We start from the raw sequence: 14,483 nt of genomic DNA on the forward strand, positions 1-14,483 counted from the left end.
CGTGGGTAAAATAGTAGCAATCGCCAACCAGAAAGGTGGGGTCGGCAAAACAACAACGTGCATTAACTTAGCAGCTTCGATGGCGGCAACAAAGCGCAAGGTTTTGGTGATCGATCTCGACCCTCAAGGTAATGCTACTATGGCCAGTGGTGTCGACAAATACATGGTTGACGCAACGGCGTATGATCTTCTGGTTGAAGATACCCCGTTTGAACAAGTGGTTTGCACTGAAACCACTGGTAAATACGATCTTATCGCTGCGAACGGAGACGTTACCGCTGCGGAAATCAAATTGATGGAAGTGTTCGCTCGCGAAGTTCGTTTAAAAAACGCACTTGCGCCAGTTCGCGATAACTATGATTTCATCTTTATTGATTGTCCTCCTTCTCTAAACCTTCTTACAATCAATGCCATGGCCGCAGCCGACTCTGTGCTGGTGCCGATGCAATGTGAATACTTTGCGTTAGAAGGTTTAACTGCTCTTATGGATACAATCAGCAAGTTAGCGGCCGTGGTCAATGAAAACCTCAAAATCGAAGGTTTACTGCGTACGATGTACGATCCACGTAACCGCCTGTCTAATGAAGTATCCGATCAACTTAAAAAACACTTTGGTAGTAAAGTTTACCGTACCGTGATCCCACGTAATGTGCGTTTGGCCGAAGCGCCGAGCCACGGTAAACCGGCAATGTACTATGACAAGTACTCCGCAGGCGCCAAAGCGTATCTTGCTCTAGCGGGCGAAATGCTCCGCCGCGAAGAAATCCCAGTTTAACTCTAACCTAAGGAATTCATCCCATGTCTAAGCGTGGTCTAGGAAAAGGACTGGATGCGCTGTTGTCGACCAGTTCGCTGGCTCGTGAAAAACAGCATATTGCATCGCACAGCCAAGCATTGTCGGCAGATGGTGAACTGACGGATTTAGCGATCGGTCAATTGCAACCGGGTGTTTACCAACCGCGTAAAGATATGGCGCCAGAAGCCCTAGAAGAGCTAGCGGCTTCTATTCAATCACAAGGCATCATTCAACCTATCGTTGTACGTCAAGTCGCAGGCGGTCAGTTTGAAATTATCGCTGGTGAGCGCCGTTGGCGCGCTGCTAAGCAAGCAGGGCTGAAACGTGTTCCTTGCTTGGTGAAAAAGGTTGAAGACCGAGCAGCCATCGCAATGGCGCTGATTGAGAACATTCAACGTGAAGACTTGAATGTGATTGAAGAAGCGCAAGCGCTTGAGCGTTTGCAAGATGAATTCACGCTGACTCATCAGCAAGTGGCCGATGTGATTGGCAAATCAAGAACGACCGTCAGTAACTTATTACGTCTGAATCAATTAGAAATTGACGTAAAAGGTCTGGTCGCTAATAAAAAATTAGAAATGGGTCATGCTCGAGCATTGTTGGCTTTAGAAGGCGAACAACAAATTGAAGTAGCTCTGCAAGTCGCTAAGAAGCAAATGACAGTTCGCCAAACCGAACAGTTAGTAAAAAAGTGCTTAGCGCCACAAAATGAGCAAAAAGCGCAACAAGAAGATACCGAAGCGGAGCAAATGTCGCATAAATTGAGTCAACTGCTTGATGCTAAGGTTTCTTTGGTCCGTTCTGCAAACGGCAAAGCGAAAGTGACGATAAGTCTTGATGAGCCTCACAAATTGGATCAACTGATTGCCAAGCTAGAGGCCTAGATGAGATAATTGATTTAGGTCAATTAATCAATTTAATCGAATTTTGTGTGAAAGTTGTCGGATTGTAAACAAAACTGTAAGTTTTTGATGCAATATAATTGCATTCAATTGTTCTCACCGTATAATTTTCGCCAATTTCCCTGCACATAGAGTTTAGTGCGAAGTGGATATTACTAGAGGTACGAATACATGGTAGCTGCGTTAGCTAGACCAGGACGAGAGCTCGCAAAGCAATTGTTAATGATCCAGTCTGGCGCGGTTATTTTTGTGGCGGCAGGAATGGCGGTGGCCGTGAATCCTGAATGGGGATTTTCAGCGTTGGTTGGTGGTGGCATTTTTGTCGTTGCCAATGCAGTATTCGCGCTCTTTGCTTTTATGTTTAGTGGGGCTCGCGCTGCAAAGCGTATTGCAGCTTCATTTTTCACAGGCGAAGCTCTGAAAATTCTCATCACGGTTGCGCTATTCTACGTTGCCTACATGTATATGCAGGTGGAACTTGTTCCCCTCAAACTAACCTATTTGCTGGTACTAGGTATTAATATCTGTGCACCAGTGCTATTCATTAACAACAAAAAATAGGATGAGTTATGGCTGCGCCAGGTGAAGCGCTAACATCGTCCGGATACATTGCCCACCACTTATCAAACCTTTCTTTAGCTAAGTTAGGCTTGGTAGCGGATGAAGCAAGTTTCTGGAACGTACATATCGATAGCCTGTTTTTTTCTTGGTTTACTGGTTTAATTTTCCTCGGAATTTTTTACAAAGTAGCGAAGGGAACAACAGCGGGTGTACCGGGTAAGCTTCAGTGTGCTGTAGAAATGATCGTTGAATTTGTCGCGGAAAACGTCAAAGACACGTTCCATGGACGCAACCCACTGATCGCGCCTTTAGCACTGACTATCTTTTGTTGGGTATTCTTGATGAACGTGATGGACTTAGTCCCGATCGACTTCTTGCCTTACCCAGCAGAGCATTGGCTAGGTATCCCTTACCTTAAGGTTGTACCGTCTGCTGATGTGAATATCACCATGGCTATGGCTCTAGGCGTTTTCGCATTGATGATTTACTACAGCATCAAAGTGAAAGGTCTAGGTGGATTCGCAAAAGAACTTGCACTACATCCATTCAATCACCCACTAATGATTCCGTTTAACCTACTGATCGAAGTGGTATCGCTACTAGCGAAGCCTCTTTCTCTTGGTATGCGTTTATTCGGTAACATGTTCGCGGGTGAGGTTGTATTCATTCTTTGTGCGGCAATGCTACCATGGTACTTACAATGGATGGGTTCACTACCGTGGGCAATCTTCCATATCTTGGTTATTACGATTCAAGCCTTCGTATTCATGATGTTGACAATTGTTTACCTGTCAATGGCACACGAAGACGCTGATCATTAATTTTTTAAGCTTTTTATTTGGGCACTAAGCCAACAACTATAAATTGGAGATAGTAATGGAAACTTTACTGAGCTTTTCTGCAATCGCCGTAGGTATTATCGTCGGTCTTGCTTCTCTTGGTACAGCGATTGGTTTCGCACTGCTAGGTGGTAAATTCCTAGAAGGTGCTGCACGTCAACCAGAAATGGCTCCTATGCTACAAGTTAAGATGTTCATCATCGCAGGTCTACTTGATGCGGTTCCAATGATCGGTATCGTAATCGCGCTACTATTCACTTTCGCAAACCCATTTGTGGGTCAACTAGCAGGCTAATTAACAACTCTGTTAATTGTATTTTTGTAGTTGATTCTTAAAAGGGAGTAGCTGTTGTGAATATAAACGCAACTCTGCTAGGTCAAGCAATCTCGTTCGCACTATTTGTGTGGTTCTGCATGAAGTATGTATGGCCACCGTTGATGCAAGCGATCGAAGAACGTCAGAAGAAAATTGCTGATGGTCTTCAAGCAGCAGAACGTGCTGCAAAAGACTTGGATCTAGCACAAGCCAACGCTTCTGATCAGATGAAAGAAGCGAAGCGCACAGCAACTGAGATCATCGACCAAGCGAATAAGCGTAAGTCTCAAATTATTGATGAAGCTCGCGAGGAAGCTCAGGCAGAACGCCAGAAAATCCTAGCGCAAGCGGAAGCAGAACTTGAAGCTGAACGTAATCGTGCACGCGATGAGCTGCGCAAACAAGTTGCTACTCTGGCTGTAGCTGGTGCCGAGAAAATCCTTGAGCGTACTATCGATAAAGACGCTCAGAAAGATATTCTCGACAACATTACTGCAAAACTTTAAGTCTGGGGGCGCATATGTCTGATTTGACTACAATCGCACGCCCCTATGCTAAAGCAGCTTTTGACTTTGCTGTAGACAAAGACCAGTTGGACCAATGGGGCCAAATGTTGTCTTTCGCTACTGAAGTTGCCAAAAACGAACAAATGAATGAACTTTTAACCGGTTCTGTTTCCGCCGAGAAAATGGCAGAAATTTTTGTTGCAGTTTGCGGTGAACAAGTTGATGCGCACGGTCAAAACCTGATTAAGGTTATGGCTGAGAATGGTCGTTTAACGGCCCTTCCCGATGTTTGTGAGCAATTCTTCTTATTGAAGAAAGAACATGAGAAAGAAATCGATGTTGAAGTCATTTCAGCAAGCGAACTTTCTGATGAACAGCTAGCAAATATTGGCAGCAAACTTGAAGTGCGTCTTGAACGCAAAGTGAAGCTGAATTGCAGCGTAGATGAGACCCTACTTGGTGGGGTTATTATTCGAGCCGGAGACCTAGTCATCGATGACTCAGCGCGAGGTCGTTTGAACCGCCTGAGCGATGCATTGCAGTCTTAATGGGGATTGGAGCATGCAACTTAATTCCACGGAAATTAGCGATCTAATCAAACAACGCATCGAATCTTTCGACGTTGTTAGTGAAGCTCGCAACGAGGGTACTATCGTATCGGTAAGCGATGGTATCATCCGCATCCACGGCCTAGCGGACGTGATGCAAGGTGAAATGATTGAATTACCGGGTGGCCGTTATGCACTAGCACTTAACCTTGAGCGTGACTCGGTTGGTGCGGTAGTAATGGGCCCATATGCTGACCTTAAGGAAGGCATGAAAGTTACAGGTACTGGCCGCATTCTTGAAGTGCCAGTTGGTCCAGAGCTACTAGGTCGCGTAGTAAACACGCTAGGTGAACCTATCGATGGTAAAGGTCCAATCGAAGCTAAATTGACTTCGCCTGTAGAAGTAATCGCACCAGGTGTAATCGACCGTAAATCGGTAGACCAACCTGTACAAACTGGCTACAAATCAGTTGACTCAATGATCCCAATCGGTCGTGGTCAGCGTGAACTTGTAATCGGTGACCGTCAGACTGGTAAAACAGCAATGGCGATCGATGCGATTATCAACCAGAAAGACTCTGGTATTTTCTCAATCTACGTAGCAATCGGTCAGAAAGCATCGACTATCGCTAACGTAGTTCGCAAACTAGAAGAGCACGGCGCGCTAGCTAACACTATCGTTGTTGTTGCATCTGCTTCTGAATCTGCAGCGCTACAATACCTAGCGCCATACGCAGGTTGTGCGATGGGTGAATACTTCCGCGATCGCGGTGAAGACGCACTGATTGTTTACGATGATCTATCTAAGCAAGCGGTAGCTTACCGTCAGATCTCTCTACTACTAAAACGTCCACCAGGCCGTGAGGCATTCCCAGGTGACGTATTCTACTTACACTCTCGTCTACTAGAGCGTGCAGCTCGTGTAAACGAAGAGTACGTAGAGCGTTTCACTAACGGTGAAGTGAAAGGTAAGACTGGTTCTCTAACTGCTCTTCCTATCATCGAAACTCAAGCAGGTGACGTTTCAGCATTCGTACCGACTAACGTAATCTCGATTACCGATGGTCAGATCTTCCTACAAACTGAGCTATTCAACGCGGGTGTTCGCCCAGCCGTTGACCCAGGTATCTCAGTATCTCGTGTAGGTGGTTCAGCTCAGACGAAAATCATCAAGAAGCTATCTGGCGGTATCCGTACTGCACTAGCTCAGTATCGTGAACTAGCTGCATTCGCACAGTTCTCGTCTGACCTTGATGAAGCAACGAAGAAACAGCTAGACCACGGTCAAAAAGTAACAGAACTAATGAAGCAGAAGCAGTACGCTCCAATGTCTGTATTTGACCAAGCACTAGTTATCTTCGCGGCAGAGCGCGGCTATTTAGCAGATGTTGAACTAAACAAACTGCTAGATTTTGAAGCGGCTCTACTATCGTATGCTCGCGGTCAATACGCTGAATTTGCAGCTGAGATCGACAAGTCGGGTGCGTACAACGATGAAGTTGAAGCTCAGTTGAAGAAGCTGACTGACGACTTCGTAGCAACCCAAACTTGGTAATTAGGTCGGTGGCAGTTTCTGCCACCAACTAACGGAGAGTAACGATGGCCGGCGCAAAAGAGATACGTAATAAAATCGGTAGTGTTAAAAGCACGCAGAAAATTACGAAAGCGATGGAAATGGTAGCAGCTTCAAAAATGCGTCGTTCTCAAGATGCAATGGAAGCTTCTCGTCCATACGCTGAAACAATGCGTAAAGTGATCGGTCATGTGGCAAACGCAAACCTAGAGTACCGTCATCCGTACCTAGAAGAGCGTGAAGCCAAGCGTGTTGGTTACATCATCGTTTCTACAGACCGTGGCCTGTGTGGCGGCTTGAACATTAACGTGTTCAAAAAAGCTGTGACAGATATGCAGGCTTGGAAAGAGAAAGGTGCAGAAGTTGAACTGGCAGTTGTTGGTTCAAAAGCGACAGCATTTTTCAAAAGCAGTGGCGCAAAAGTTGCTGCTCAGGTTTCAGGTCTGGGTGATAGCCCAAGCCTTGAAGACCTAATCGGTTCTGTAAGCGTAATGCTAAAGAAATACGATGAGGGTGAATTGGATCGCCTGTACGTAGTGTTTAACAAATTTGTGAATACTATGGTTCAGCAACCAACGATCGATCAATTGCTACCTTTGCCTAAATCGGACAGCGAAGAGATGCAGCGTGAGCATTCATGGGATTACATCTATGAGCCTGAACCAAAACCTCTACTGGACACACTTCTAGTGCGTTACGTAGAGTCTCAGGTTTACCAAGGTGTGGTTGAGAACCTTGCTTGTGAGCAAGCGGCTCGAATGATTGCGATGAAAGCTGCAACGGATAACGCGAGTGACCTGATTGAAGACTTAGAACTTGTGTACAACAAAGCCCGTCAGGCTGCGATTACACAAGAACTGTCTGAAATCGTATCAGGTGCTGCAGCGGTTTAAGCTTAGGTTAAACGAAATAGTTTAGAGGATTAACGATGGCTACAGGTAAGGTCGTACAGATCATTGGTGCGGTAGTCGACGTAGAGTTCCCACAGAGCAATGTACCTAGTGTATATGACGCTCTAAACGTTACGGACTCAAAAGAACGTCTTGTTCTTGAAGTTCAGCAACAGCTAGGCGGTGGCGTAGTTCGTTGTATCGTAATGGGTAGCTCTGATGGTTTACGTCGCGGAGTTGAAGTGGTTAACACTGGCGCTCCAATTTCAGTACCAGTAGGTACTAAAACCCTAGGTCGTATCATGAACGTTCTAGGTGACGCGATTGATGAGTGTGGTGAGATCGGTGCGGAAGAGCTTTACTCTATCCACCGTGAAGCACCAAGCTACGAAGAGCAATCAAACGAAACTGCACTTCTAGAAACCGGTGTTAAAGTAATCGACTTGATTTGTCCATTCGCTAAGGGTGGTAAAATCGGTCTATTCGGTGGTGCAGGTGTAGGTAAGACCGTTAACATGATGGAGCTTATCAACAACATCGCACTTCAACACTCAGGTCTATCTGTGTTTGCAGGTGTTGGTGAGCGTACTCGTGAAGGTAACGATTTCTACTTTGAGATGCAGGAAGCGGGTGTTGTAAACATCGAGAAACCTGAAGAATCAAAAGTAGCAATGGTTTACGGTCAGATGAACGAGCCACCGGGCAACCGTCTACGTGTTGCTCTGACAGGTCTAACGATGGCTGAGCGTTTCCGTGATGAAGGTCGTGACGTTCTATTGTTTATCGATAACATCTACCGTTACACGCTTGCAGGTACAGAAGTATCAGCACTTCTAGGTCGTATGCCATCTGCGGTAGGTTACCAGCCTACGCTTGCAGAAGAAATGGGTGTACTACAGGAGCGTATCACGTCAACTAAGCAAGGTTCTATCACGTCTGTACAGGCGGTATACGTACCAGCGGATGACTTGACTGACCCATCTCCAGCAACAACGTTCGCGCACTTGGATGCAACGGTTGTACTTAACCGTAACATCGCAGCAATGGGTCTATACCCTGCGATCGACCCACTGGATTCTACATCTCGTATGCTAGATCCATTGGTTGTTGGTCAAGACCACTACGACACAGCTCGTGGTGTTCAGCAGACTCTTCAGCGCTACAAAGAGCTGAAAGACATCATCGCGATTCTAGGTATGGACGAGCTATCTGAAGAAGATAAGCAAGTTGTATCTCGTGCACGTAAGATTGAGCGTTTCCTAACTCAGCCTTACCACGTAGCGGAAGTATTTACAGGTGACCCTGGTGTTTACGTACCTCTTAAAGAGACTCTACGTGGCTTTAAAGGTCTACTAGCTGGTGAATACGATGACATTCCAGAGCAAGCGTTCATGTACTGCGGTTCGATTGACGATGCTATCGAGAATGCGAAGAAGCTATAAGGCTAACTAGGAGGCGATATGGCACCAATAACCTTTCACCTAGACGTAGTAAGCGCTGAGAAACGTATTTTCTCAGGTCGCGTTGAAACGTTTCAGGTGACCGGTAGCGAAGGTGAGCTGGGTATTTTCCACGGCCACACTCCGCTCCTGTCCGCTATTAAGCCTGGTATGGTGCGTATTGTGAAACAGCACGGCCACGAAGAGTTCATTTATGTCTCTGGTGGTATGGTCGAAGTTCAGCCTGGTACTGCTACAGTACTGGCTGATACAGCGATTCGTGGTGAAGATCTAGACGCAGCGAAGGCAGAAGAAGCCAAGCGTCGCGCTGAGGAGCAAATCCAGAATCAGCATGGCGACATGGACTTCGCACAAGCGGCCAGTGAACTGGCTAAAGCCATTGCTCAGCTACGAGTTATCGAGCTGACCAAAAAGCGTCGCTAAGCTCTATTAGCAACGTTGCATGAAAAAGGCGGCCATTTGGTCGCCTTTTTGATTAATTTTAGTAGGAAATTTACATCCCGCCATTAACTATTCCCTTCAAGGTGTTTAAAATAACGCCCAATTAAAACTAAAACGTCAATAGGTTAATCATGAGATTCAGTGCTGTGATCCTAGCTGCGGGTAAGGGTACCCGTATGTATTCGAACATGCCTAAAGTGCTTCACACTTTAGCAGGGAAGCCAATGGCAAAACATGTTATCGATACATGTACTGGCCTAGGCGCACAAAACATCCATTTAGTTTATGGTCACGGTGGTGACCAAATGCATCAGACGCTTGCTGAAGAACCGGTTAATTGGGTACTGCAAGCTGAGCAGTTAGGTACGGGTCATGCAGTTGATCAAGCTTCTCCAAAGTTTGAAGACGATGAAAAAGTACTGATTCTATATGGTGATGTTCCACTGATTTCAGCTGAAACGATTGAAAACTTGCTTGATGCACAACCTACGGGCGGCATCGCGCTATTAACCGTCATGCTTGACAACCCAATGGGTTACGGTCGTATCATCCGTAAAAATGGCCCTGTTGTGGCGATCGTTGAACAAAAAGATGCGACAGAAGAGCAGAAGCTCATCAAAGAATGTAATACTGGTGTGTTGGTGGCGACAGGCGGTGACCTGAAGCGCTGGCTTGCCGGTCTAAATAACGAAAACGCACAAGGTGAATACTACCTAACTGACGTTATCGCGGCCGCACACGATGAAGGTCGTGCGGTAGAGGCAGTGCACCCAGTAAACGCGATTGAAGTGGAAGGTGTTAACGATCGTGCTCAACTGGCTCGTTTAGAGCGTGCGTTCCAATCAATGCAAGCACAGAAACTGCTAGAACAAGGCGTTATGCTGCGCGACCCAGCGCGTTTCGACCTACGTGGTGAACTGCAATGTGGTATGGACTGTGAAATCGACGCGAATGTAATCATCGAAGGTAAAGTATCACTGGGTGATAACGTAGTGATTGGTACAGGCTGCGTTCTAAAAGATTGTGAAATCGACGATAACACCATCGTTCGCCCATACAGCGTAATTGAAGGTGCAACCGTTGGTGAAGAATGTACGGTTGGCCCATTCACACGCCTACGTCCTGGCGCAGAGATGCGTAACGACTCTCACGTGGGTAACTTCGTAGAAGTGAAAAACGCGCGTATCGGTGAAGGCTCTAAAGCGAACCACCTAACTTACCTAGGTGACGCAGAAATCGGTCAACGCACTAACATCGGCGCGGGTACCATTACTTGTAACTACGATGGTGCGAACAAGTTCAAGACCGTCATTGGTAACGACGTTTTCGTTGGCTCAGATAGCCAACTTATCGCGCCAGTGACAGTTGCGGATGGTGCAACTATTGGTGCTGGTACTACGTTAACCAAAGATGTCGCTGAAGGTGAGCTTGTGATCTCTCGCGCGAAAGAGCGCAAAATTACCGGTTGGCAACGTCCAGTTAAGAAAAAGTAAGCTTAATTCGTTTACTTCAAAAAAACAAAGCCGCTCTTGATGAGCGGCTTTGTTGCATCTGGTGTTGTGAAAGATAGAGTTTAGTGACTTGGGATCGCTATGCGCTTCTCTAGCCAGCGCACCGCTTGAGAGACCAAAAGAATCAACACCAAATACTCTAAGACGAGAAACGTATAGATCTCTAATGGTAAGTACTCATTCACGACCAATTCATTCGCTCGTCTCGTTAAGTCACTTAAACCTATTACGCTGACCAACGAACTCATTTTAAGGATATAAACGAATTGATTCCCCAGTGGCGGTAAGATTTGTCGGAACGCTTGAGGAAGAATCACCAAACGCATTTTTTGCCAATAGTTTAATCCAAGTGACTCTGCTGCTTCATGTTGGCCACGACTGATAGCTTGGATCCCGCCTCTAAATACTTCTGCCATAAAGGCACTTTCTGCAATGGTTAACGCAATCACACCTGCCCAAAAATGATTCAGTGATACGTCTAGCAGCGTCGGCATGCCGTAATACACCCAAAGCAGCAGTACCAAAACAGGAATAGAGCGGATCACCTCCACATAAATACGGTTTATCCACTTGAGTATTGGAGAGTCAGAGAGCGCGGGTAGGGCGATGAGCAATCCAATCGTCATCGCAAACAACATACTGAGCAATGACACTTGGATCGTGTCATTAAAGCCTGCGACCAGAAATCTGATGTTTGTCAGCCCTTGTTCGGTCGATGGATCAAGAACATACCAGCCCCATTGGTAGTCAGAGCAACCGGTGAGAAAAAGCAATGAAACGAGGCACAGATGTCGATAGTTCACAATTACTCCCTGAACTGACTAAAAAACTTCCTTTGTTGCTGCTATGTTATCAATGAAGCCGTACTAATGGTTAATAATTAAAGGGAATATCTCCCACTCTCATTCTTTTAAGGGAATAGAAAATGAAAAAAACGTTGCTTGCGCTAGGAATGTGCCTGCTTGCGATAACTCAAGTCGTTCATGCAGAAAGTCGTCTACAAGAGATATTGGACAAAGGTGTTTTACGTGTAGGGACGACAGGGGATTGGAACCCGATGACGATGAAAGATCCTGCGACCAATGGTTATCGTGGTTTTGATATCGATGTCACCGCTGAGCTTGCTAAAGATCTGGGCGTTAAGGTGGAATACGTTGCGACCGATTGGAAAACACTGGTTAACGGTATCACGGCCAACAAATACGATATTACAGGTAGCGCGTCATTGAATATGTCACGCGCAAAAGTAGCAGGTTATAGCCAACCGTATTTTTATCTTGCGTTTGTACCTGTGGTGCAAAAAAAAGATCTAGCAAAATTCTCTGATTGGGCAGACTTCGATAAGCCAGATGTGAAAGTAGCAGCGACGCTGGGAACGGTTCAAGAGAAGTTGGTCAAAGACTTCTTTCCATCTGCGCAGCATATTGTGATTGAAGCGCCAGCACGTGACTTCCAAGAATTGCTAGCTCGCCGTGCCGACGTATCGGTAACATCAAACGTAGAAGCGGCCACGCTGGTGGAGAAGTTTAAACAGTTGGCGATTGTTCCAGTCAAAGAGCCGCGCAAGCCAACCCCAATTGCGATGCTCTTGCCTCAAGATGACCAAGTATGGATAAATTACATCAACCACTGGGTTGAGCTTAAGAAGACTCAAGGCTTCTTTAAGCAAACTGCTGAAAAATGGGGCTTGAAGAGTATGTAAGCTCTTACTCTTAGCTATCCTAGAAAAACAAAGAGCCGCATAGTGCGGCTCTTGTTTATTGCTTTATAGACTGAGTTTGAAGGTGTTTTAAAGCTCGTCTTCACTCACCACACGAGCATTGTCAGGTGTCGTGAAGTGCTGAGACAATTCACGGTTAGATAGAATGTAACCCATCCACAGACCACCCATACAAATCACAATCGCAACACCGGTCACCATTTGAGCTTGGCTCGCCATTGCTGCAACAAGTGCGCTTGATAGGCTGCTCACGGTAATTTGCAGGCTGTTTTGTAGGCCAGCAGCCGTAGCAGGACTTTGCTGAGCACTTGCTAATGCGCGGTTTACTACGATTGGATAAAGTGCACCGTTAGCAACCGCAATCAAACAGAATGGCGCTAGGATTGGCCAGATAGAGGTCAGTTGCCATTGTGACGCAGCGAAGATAAGCAGTGCAGCAACACTAAACAGGCCAATCAACTGACGCAGAATCTTCTCGTCACCGTATTTGCGAACGCCAACCTTACCTAAGTAACCACCCACCATGAAGGCGATAGTTTGTGGAATAAAGCTTAAACCAATGTCCTTCGCTTCATAGCCAAGTTGAGACATGATCTCAGGCATACCGGTTAAGTAAGCAAAGAAAGCCGCAGACGCAGTAGCAAACATAAACACGTTACCTAGGTAAGCTTTAGAACCTAGTAGTGATTTGATGTCTGAAGACATACTGGTTTGTTTTGCCTCTACTTTTTCATCTTTCTGAGCCATAGTTGCTACAACGAGTAGTACACCCATTAGCGTCAATGCAACAAAAATACTGTGCCAGCCAAAGCTGTCTGCCAATAACACACCTAATTGAGGTGCGAGTGCTGGTGATAGCGCAACCAAAGGCATAATGGTGGCAAAAATTTGCTGGCTTTGGCTAGAGTGACGTTTAATCACCATCGCTTGCCAGATCACCGCAGGAGCACAAACACCAATCGCTTGAACGAAGCGCAGTGCGAGTAGTTGCCATACTTGCTCACTGAACGCGAGGCCAAATGAGGCTATGGTAAACAGAACCAAACCTGCGGCCAACGTATTACGATGTCCAAATTTGTCTGAAGCCAAGCCCCACATCAACTGACCAAAAGCCATACCAACAAGAAATACGGTCAGAGAAAGTGCGATTTGTTCAGGGCCTGTAGCAAAATCGATTTCCATTGCTTTGAATGCCGGTAAGTACATATCGGTAGCAATAAAGCCGAGCATTGATAAGGCTGCGAGATAAACAAGCTGTAGTTTTGAGATTTTCATGATTCAACCAATCAAATTATTTAATCATTTATTGTTCAGTATCAGTTAGCGCTAACCCTGATTTATTTACCTCGCCATTCTATTTTTCGATTTTAAGAAAATAAAACGCTAAAATTATTGGTTATCAATCAAATTTTTTGAAGGGTCGATATTCATGTTCTCAAAATCTTCGTTGGAGATGCTCGATACGGTTGCTCGCTTAGGCAGTTTTACTGCGGCTGCCGAAGTGTTGCATAAGGTGCCGTCGGCGATCAGTTATGGCGTACGTCAAGTGGAACAAGAACTGGATGTGGTGCTGTTTCGCCGCTTGCCGAGAAAGGTAGAACTCACGCCAGCGGGAGAACTTTTTATTGCTGAAGCGCGTTTATTATTGAGACAGATGGCAGAAGTGAAAGCGCAAACTCGACGTGCAGCTCATGGCTGGCAATCAACGTTGAAGCTCACGTTGGATAACGTGGTCAAGCTCGACAAGCTCAAACCTTTGGTTGAAGACTTTTATCGAGAGTTTGAATTTGCAGAGCTGCAAATCAACATGGAAGTATTTAATGGTTCTTGGGAGGCTATCGCTCAGGAACGAGCTGATATCGTGGTTGGCGCTACTTCTGCAATTCCTGTTGGTGGCGATTTTGAAGTCAAAGATATGGGCGTACTCGATTGGGCATTCGTAATGTCTCCGGCTCATCCTTGCGTTCGTCAGCAGATACTTACCGAAGAGTTTGTCAGTAAATTTCCGGCTATTTGCTTAGATGATACGTCAAACGTCTTGCCAAAACGTCACACTGGGCATTATCCGAAACAACGACGTTTGCTTTTACCTAATTGGTACAGTGCGATTGAGTGTCTAAAAAATGGGGTTGGCGTAGGATACATGCCACGACATATTGCTATGCCACTTATTAATGATGGTGTGCTGGTAGAAAAAGTGCTGCCGGATGATAAGCCGCTGAGCCAGTGTTGTTTGGTGTGGCGCAAGGACGATAACCATAAGTTGATTCAATGGATGGTGGATTATCTTGGCTCGTCAAGTCAACTTCATCGAGATTGGCTACAACATTCATAAAATTGAAAATTGACCGAAACACGTGTTGACAATGTGGTCAATTCATTAAAAATCGAAACAAAGTTCGGTAAATTTAGGATAAACG

Annotated in this window: 16 protein-coding genes; 14 read left to right on the forward strand and 2 right to left on the reverse strand. The window is 45.8% G+C overall.

Features of this window, described 5'->3' with window-relative positions; all coding sequences use genetic code 11:
• Position 1 precedes the first annotated feature (1 nt).
• The 12 genes from ITG12_RS11035 (at position 2) to glmU (ending at position 10,325) form a co-directional block, all read left to right on the forward strand.
• Positions 2-775, forward strand: coding sequence for a ParA family protein (locus ITG12_RS11035; RefSeq protein ID WP_038870193.1), 774 nt, complete (start codon positions 2-4; stop codon positions 773-775).
• A gap of 23 nt (positions 776-798) precedes the next feature.
• Positions 799-1,680, forward strand: coding sequence for a ParB/RepB/Spo0J family partition protein (locus ITG12_RS11040; protein ID WP_038875194.1), 882 nt, complete (start codon positions 799-801; stop codon positions 1,678-1,680).
• Positions 1,681-1,869: 189 nt separating this feature from the next.
• Positions 1,870-2,259, forward strand: coding sequence for a F0F1 ATP synthase subunit I (locus tag ITG12_RS11045; protein ID WP_038870191.1), 390 nt, complete (start codon positions 1,870-1,872; stop codon positions 2,257-2,259).
• An 8-nt stretch (positions 2,260-2,267) separates the two neighbouring features.
• Entirely contained in the window at positions 2,268-3,080 is an 813-nt protein-coding gene (gene atpB, locus ITG12_RS11050) for a F0F1 ATP synthase subunit A (RefSeq protein ID WP_020195196.1), read from the forward strand.
• A 55-nt stretch (positions 3,081-3,135) separates the two neighbouring features.
• Positions 3,136-3,393 carry a F0F1 ATP synthase subunit C gene (atpE, locus tag ITG12_RS11055; RefSeq protein ID WP_005372317.1) on the forward strand — a complete coding sequence of 86 codons (258 nt, stop codon included), beginning with the start codon at positions 3,136-3,138 and terminating at the stop codon, positions 3,391-3,393.
• A 56-nt stretch (positions 3,394-3,449) separates the two neighbouring features.
• Positions 3,450-3,920, forward strand: a complete 471-nt coding sequence (gene atpF, locus ITG12_RS11060; RefSeq protein WP_005451032.1) for a F0F1 ATP synthase subunit B — start codon at positions 3,450-3,452, stop codon at positions 3,918-3,920.
• Positions 3,921-3,934: 14 nt separating this feature from the next.
• Positions 3,935-4,468 (forward strand): F0F1 ATP synthase subunit delta, encoded by a 534-nt coding sequence (atpH, locus tag ITG12_RS11065; RefSeq protein ID WP_038870190.1) that lies wholly within the window; start codon positions 3,935-3,937, stop codon positions 4,466-4,468.
• Between the two features lie 13 nt (positions 4,469-4,481).
• Positions 4,482-6,023, forward strand: a complete 1,542-nt coding sequence (gene atpA / locus ITG12_RS11070; protein WP_038870189.1) for a F0F1 ATP synthase subunit alpha — start codon at positions 4,482-4,484, stop codon at positions 6,021-6,023.
• A 44-nt stretch (positions 6,024-6,067) separates the two neighbouring features.
• Entirely contained in the window at positions 6,068-6,934 is an 867-nt protein-coding gene (gene atpG / locus ITG12_RS11075; RefSeq protein ID WP_038870188.1) for a F0F1 ATP synthase subunit gamma, read from the forward strand.
• A 35-nt stretch (positions 6,935-6,969) separates the two neighbouring features.
• Positions 6,970-8,373, forward strand: coding sequence for a F0F1 ATP synthase subunit beta (atpD, locus tag ITG12_RS11080; protein ID WP_038870187.1), 1,404 nt, complete (start codon positions 6,970-6,972; stop codon positions 8,371-8,373).
• 18 nt (positions 8,374-8,391) lie between these two features.
• Positions 8,392-8,814, forward strand: a complete 423-nt coding sequence (locus tag ITG12_RS11085) for a F0F1 ATP synthase subunit epsilon (protein ID WP_005429758.1) — start codon at positions 8,392-8,394, stop codon at positions 8,812-8,814.
• Between the two features lie 149 nt (positions 8,815-8,963).
• Positions 8,964-10,325, forward strand: coding sequence for a bifunctional UDP-N-acetylglucosamine diphosphorylase/glucosamine-1-phosphate N-acetyltransferase GlmU (gene glmU, locus ITG12_RS11090; protein ID WP_038870186.1), 1,362 nt, complete (start codon positions 8,964-8,966; stop codon positions 10,323-10,325).
• Between the two features lie 80 nt (positions 10,326-10,405).
• Here the strand turns inward: glmU and ITG12_RS11095 are convergent, their stop codons facing one another.
• Positions 10,406-11,146, reverse strand: coding sequence for an amino acid ABC transporter permease (locus tag ITG12_RS11095; RefSeq protein WP_038875196.1), 741 nt, complete (start codon positions 11,144-11,146; stop codon positions 10,406-10,408).
• A gap of 122 nt (positions 11,147-11,268) precedes the next feature.
• Between ITG12_RS11095 and ITG12_RS11100 the strand changes: the two genes are divergently transcribed.
• Positions 11,269-12,045 carry a transporter substrate-binding domain-containing protein gene (locus ITG12_RS11100; RefSeq protein WP_038875199.1) on the forward strand — a complete coding sequence of 259 codons (777 nt, stop codon included), beginning with the start codon at positions 11,269-11,271 and terminating at the stop codon, positions 12,043-12,045.
• A gap of 87 nt (positions 12,046-12,132) precedes the next feature.
• Here the strand turns inward: ITG12_RS11100 and punC are convergent, their stop codons facing one another.
• Positions 12,133-13,338: a purine nucleoside transporter PunC gene (punC, locus tag ITG12_RS11105; RefSeq protein ID WP_038870183.1), complete on the reverse strand. Its 1,206-nt coding sequence runs from the start codon at positions 13,336-13,338 to the stop codon at positions 12,133-12,135.
• 154 nt (positions 13,339-13,492) lie between these two features.
• Between punC and punR the strand changes: the two genes are divergently transcribed.
• Positions 13,493-14,398, forward strand: a complete 906-nt coding sequence (gene punR / locus ITG12_RS11110) for a DNA-binding transcriptional activator PunR (protein WP_038875201.1) — start codon at positions 13,493-13,495, stop codon at positions 14,396-14,398.
• The last annotated feature ends 85 nt before the right edge of the window (positions 14,399-14,483 follow it).

Origin of the sequence: Vibrio sp. ED002 (assembly GCF_023277445.1) — a bacterium.
GTDB classification, from domain to species: Bacteria; Pseudomonadota; Gammaproteobacteria; order Enterobacterales; family Vibrionaceae; genus Vibrio; species Vibrio jasicida.

Coding starts and splice junctions, on each gene's coding strand:
- atpE (WP_005372317.1), top strand. CDS start 3,136: ATGGAAACTTTACTGAGCTTTTCTGCAATCGCCGTAGGTATTATCGTC.
- atpH (WP_038870190.1), top strand. CDS start 3,935: ATGTCTGATTTGACTACAATCGCACGCCCCTATGCTAAAGCAGCTTTT.
- atpG (WP_038870188.1), top strand. CDS start 6,068: ATGGCCGGCGCAAAAGAGATACGTAATAAAATCGGTAGTGTTAAAAGC.
- ITG12_RS11085 (WP_005429758.1), top strand. CDS start 8,392: ATGGCACCAATAACCTTTCACCTAGACGTAGTAAGCGCTGAGAAACGT.
- atpA (WP_038870189.1), top strand. CDS start 4,482: ATGCAACTTAATTCCACGGAAATTAGCGATCTAATCAAACAACGCATC.
- ITG12_RS11040 (WP_038875194.1), top strand. CDS start 799: ATGTCTAAGCGTGGTCTAGGAAAAGGACTGGATGCGCTGTTGTCGACC.
- ITG12_RS11045 (WP_038870191.1), top strand. CDS start 1,870: ATGGTAGCTGCGTTAGCTAGACCAGGACGAGAGCTCGCAAAGCAATTG.
- punC (WP_038870183.1), bottom strand. CDS start 13,338: ATGAAAATCTCAAAACTACAGCTTGTTTATCTCGCAGCCTTATCAATG.
- ITG12_RS11100 (WP_038875199.1), top strand. CDS start 11,269: ATGAAAAAAACGTTGCTTGCGCTAGGAATGTGCCTGCTTGCGATAACT.
- glmU (WP_038870186.1), top strand. CDS start 8,964: ATGAGATTCAGTGCTGTGATCCTAGCTGCGGGTAAGGGTACCCGTATG.
- atpB (WP_020195196.1), top strand. CDS start 2,268: ATGGCTGCGCCAGGTGAAGCGCTAACATCGTCCGGATACATTGCCCAC.
- atpD (WP_038870187.1), top strand. CDS start 6,970: ATGGCTACAGGTAAGGTCGTACAGATCATTGGTGCGGTAGTCGACGTA.
- punR (WP_038875201.1), top strand. CDS start 13,493: ATGTTCTCAAAATCTTCGTTGGAGATGCTCGATACGGTTGCTCGCTTA.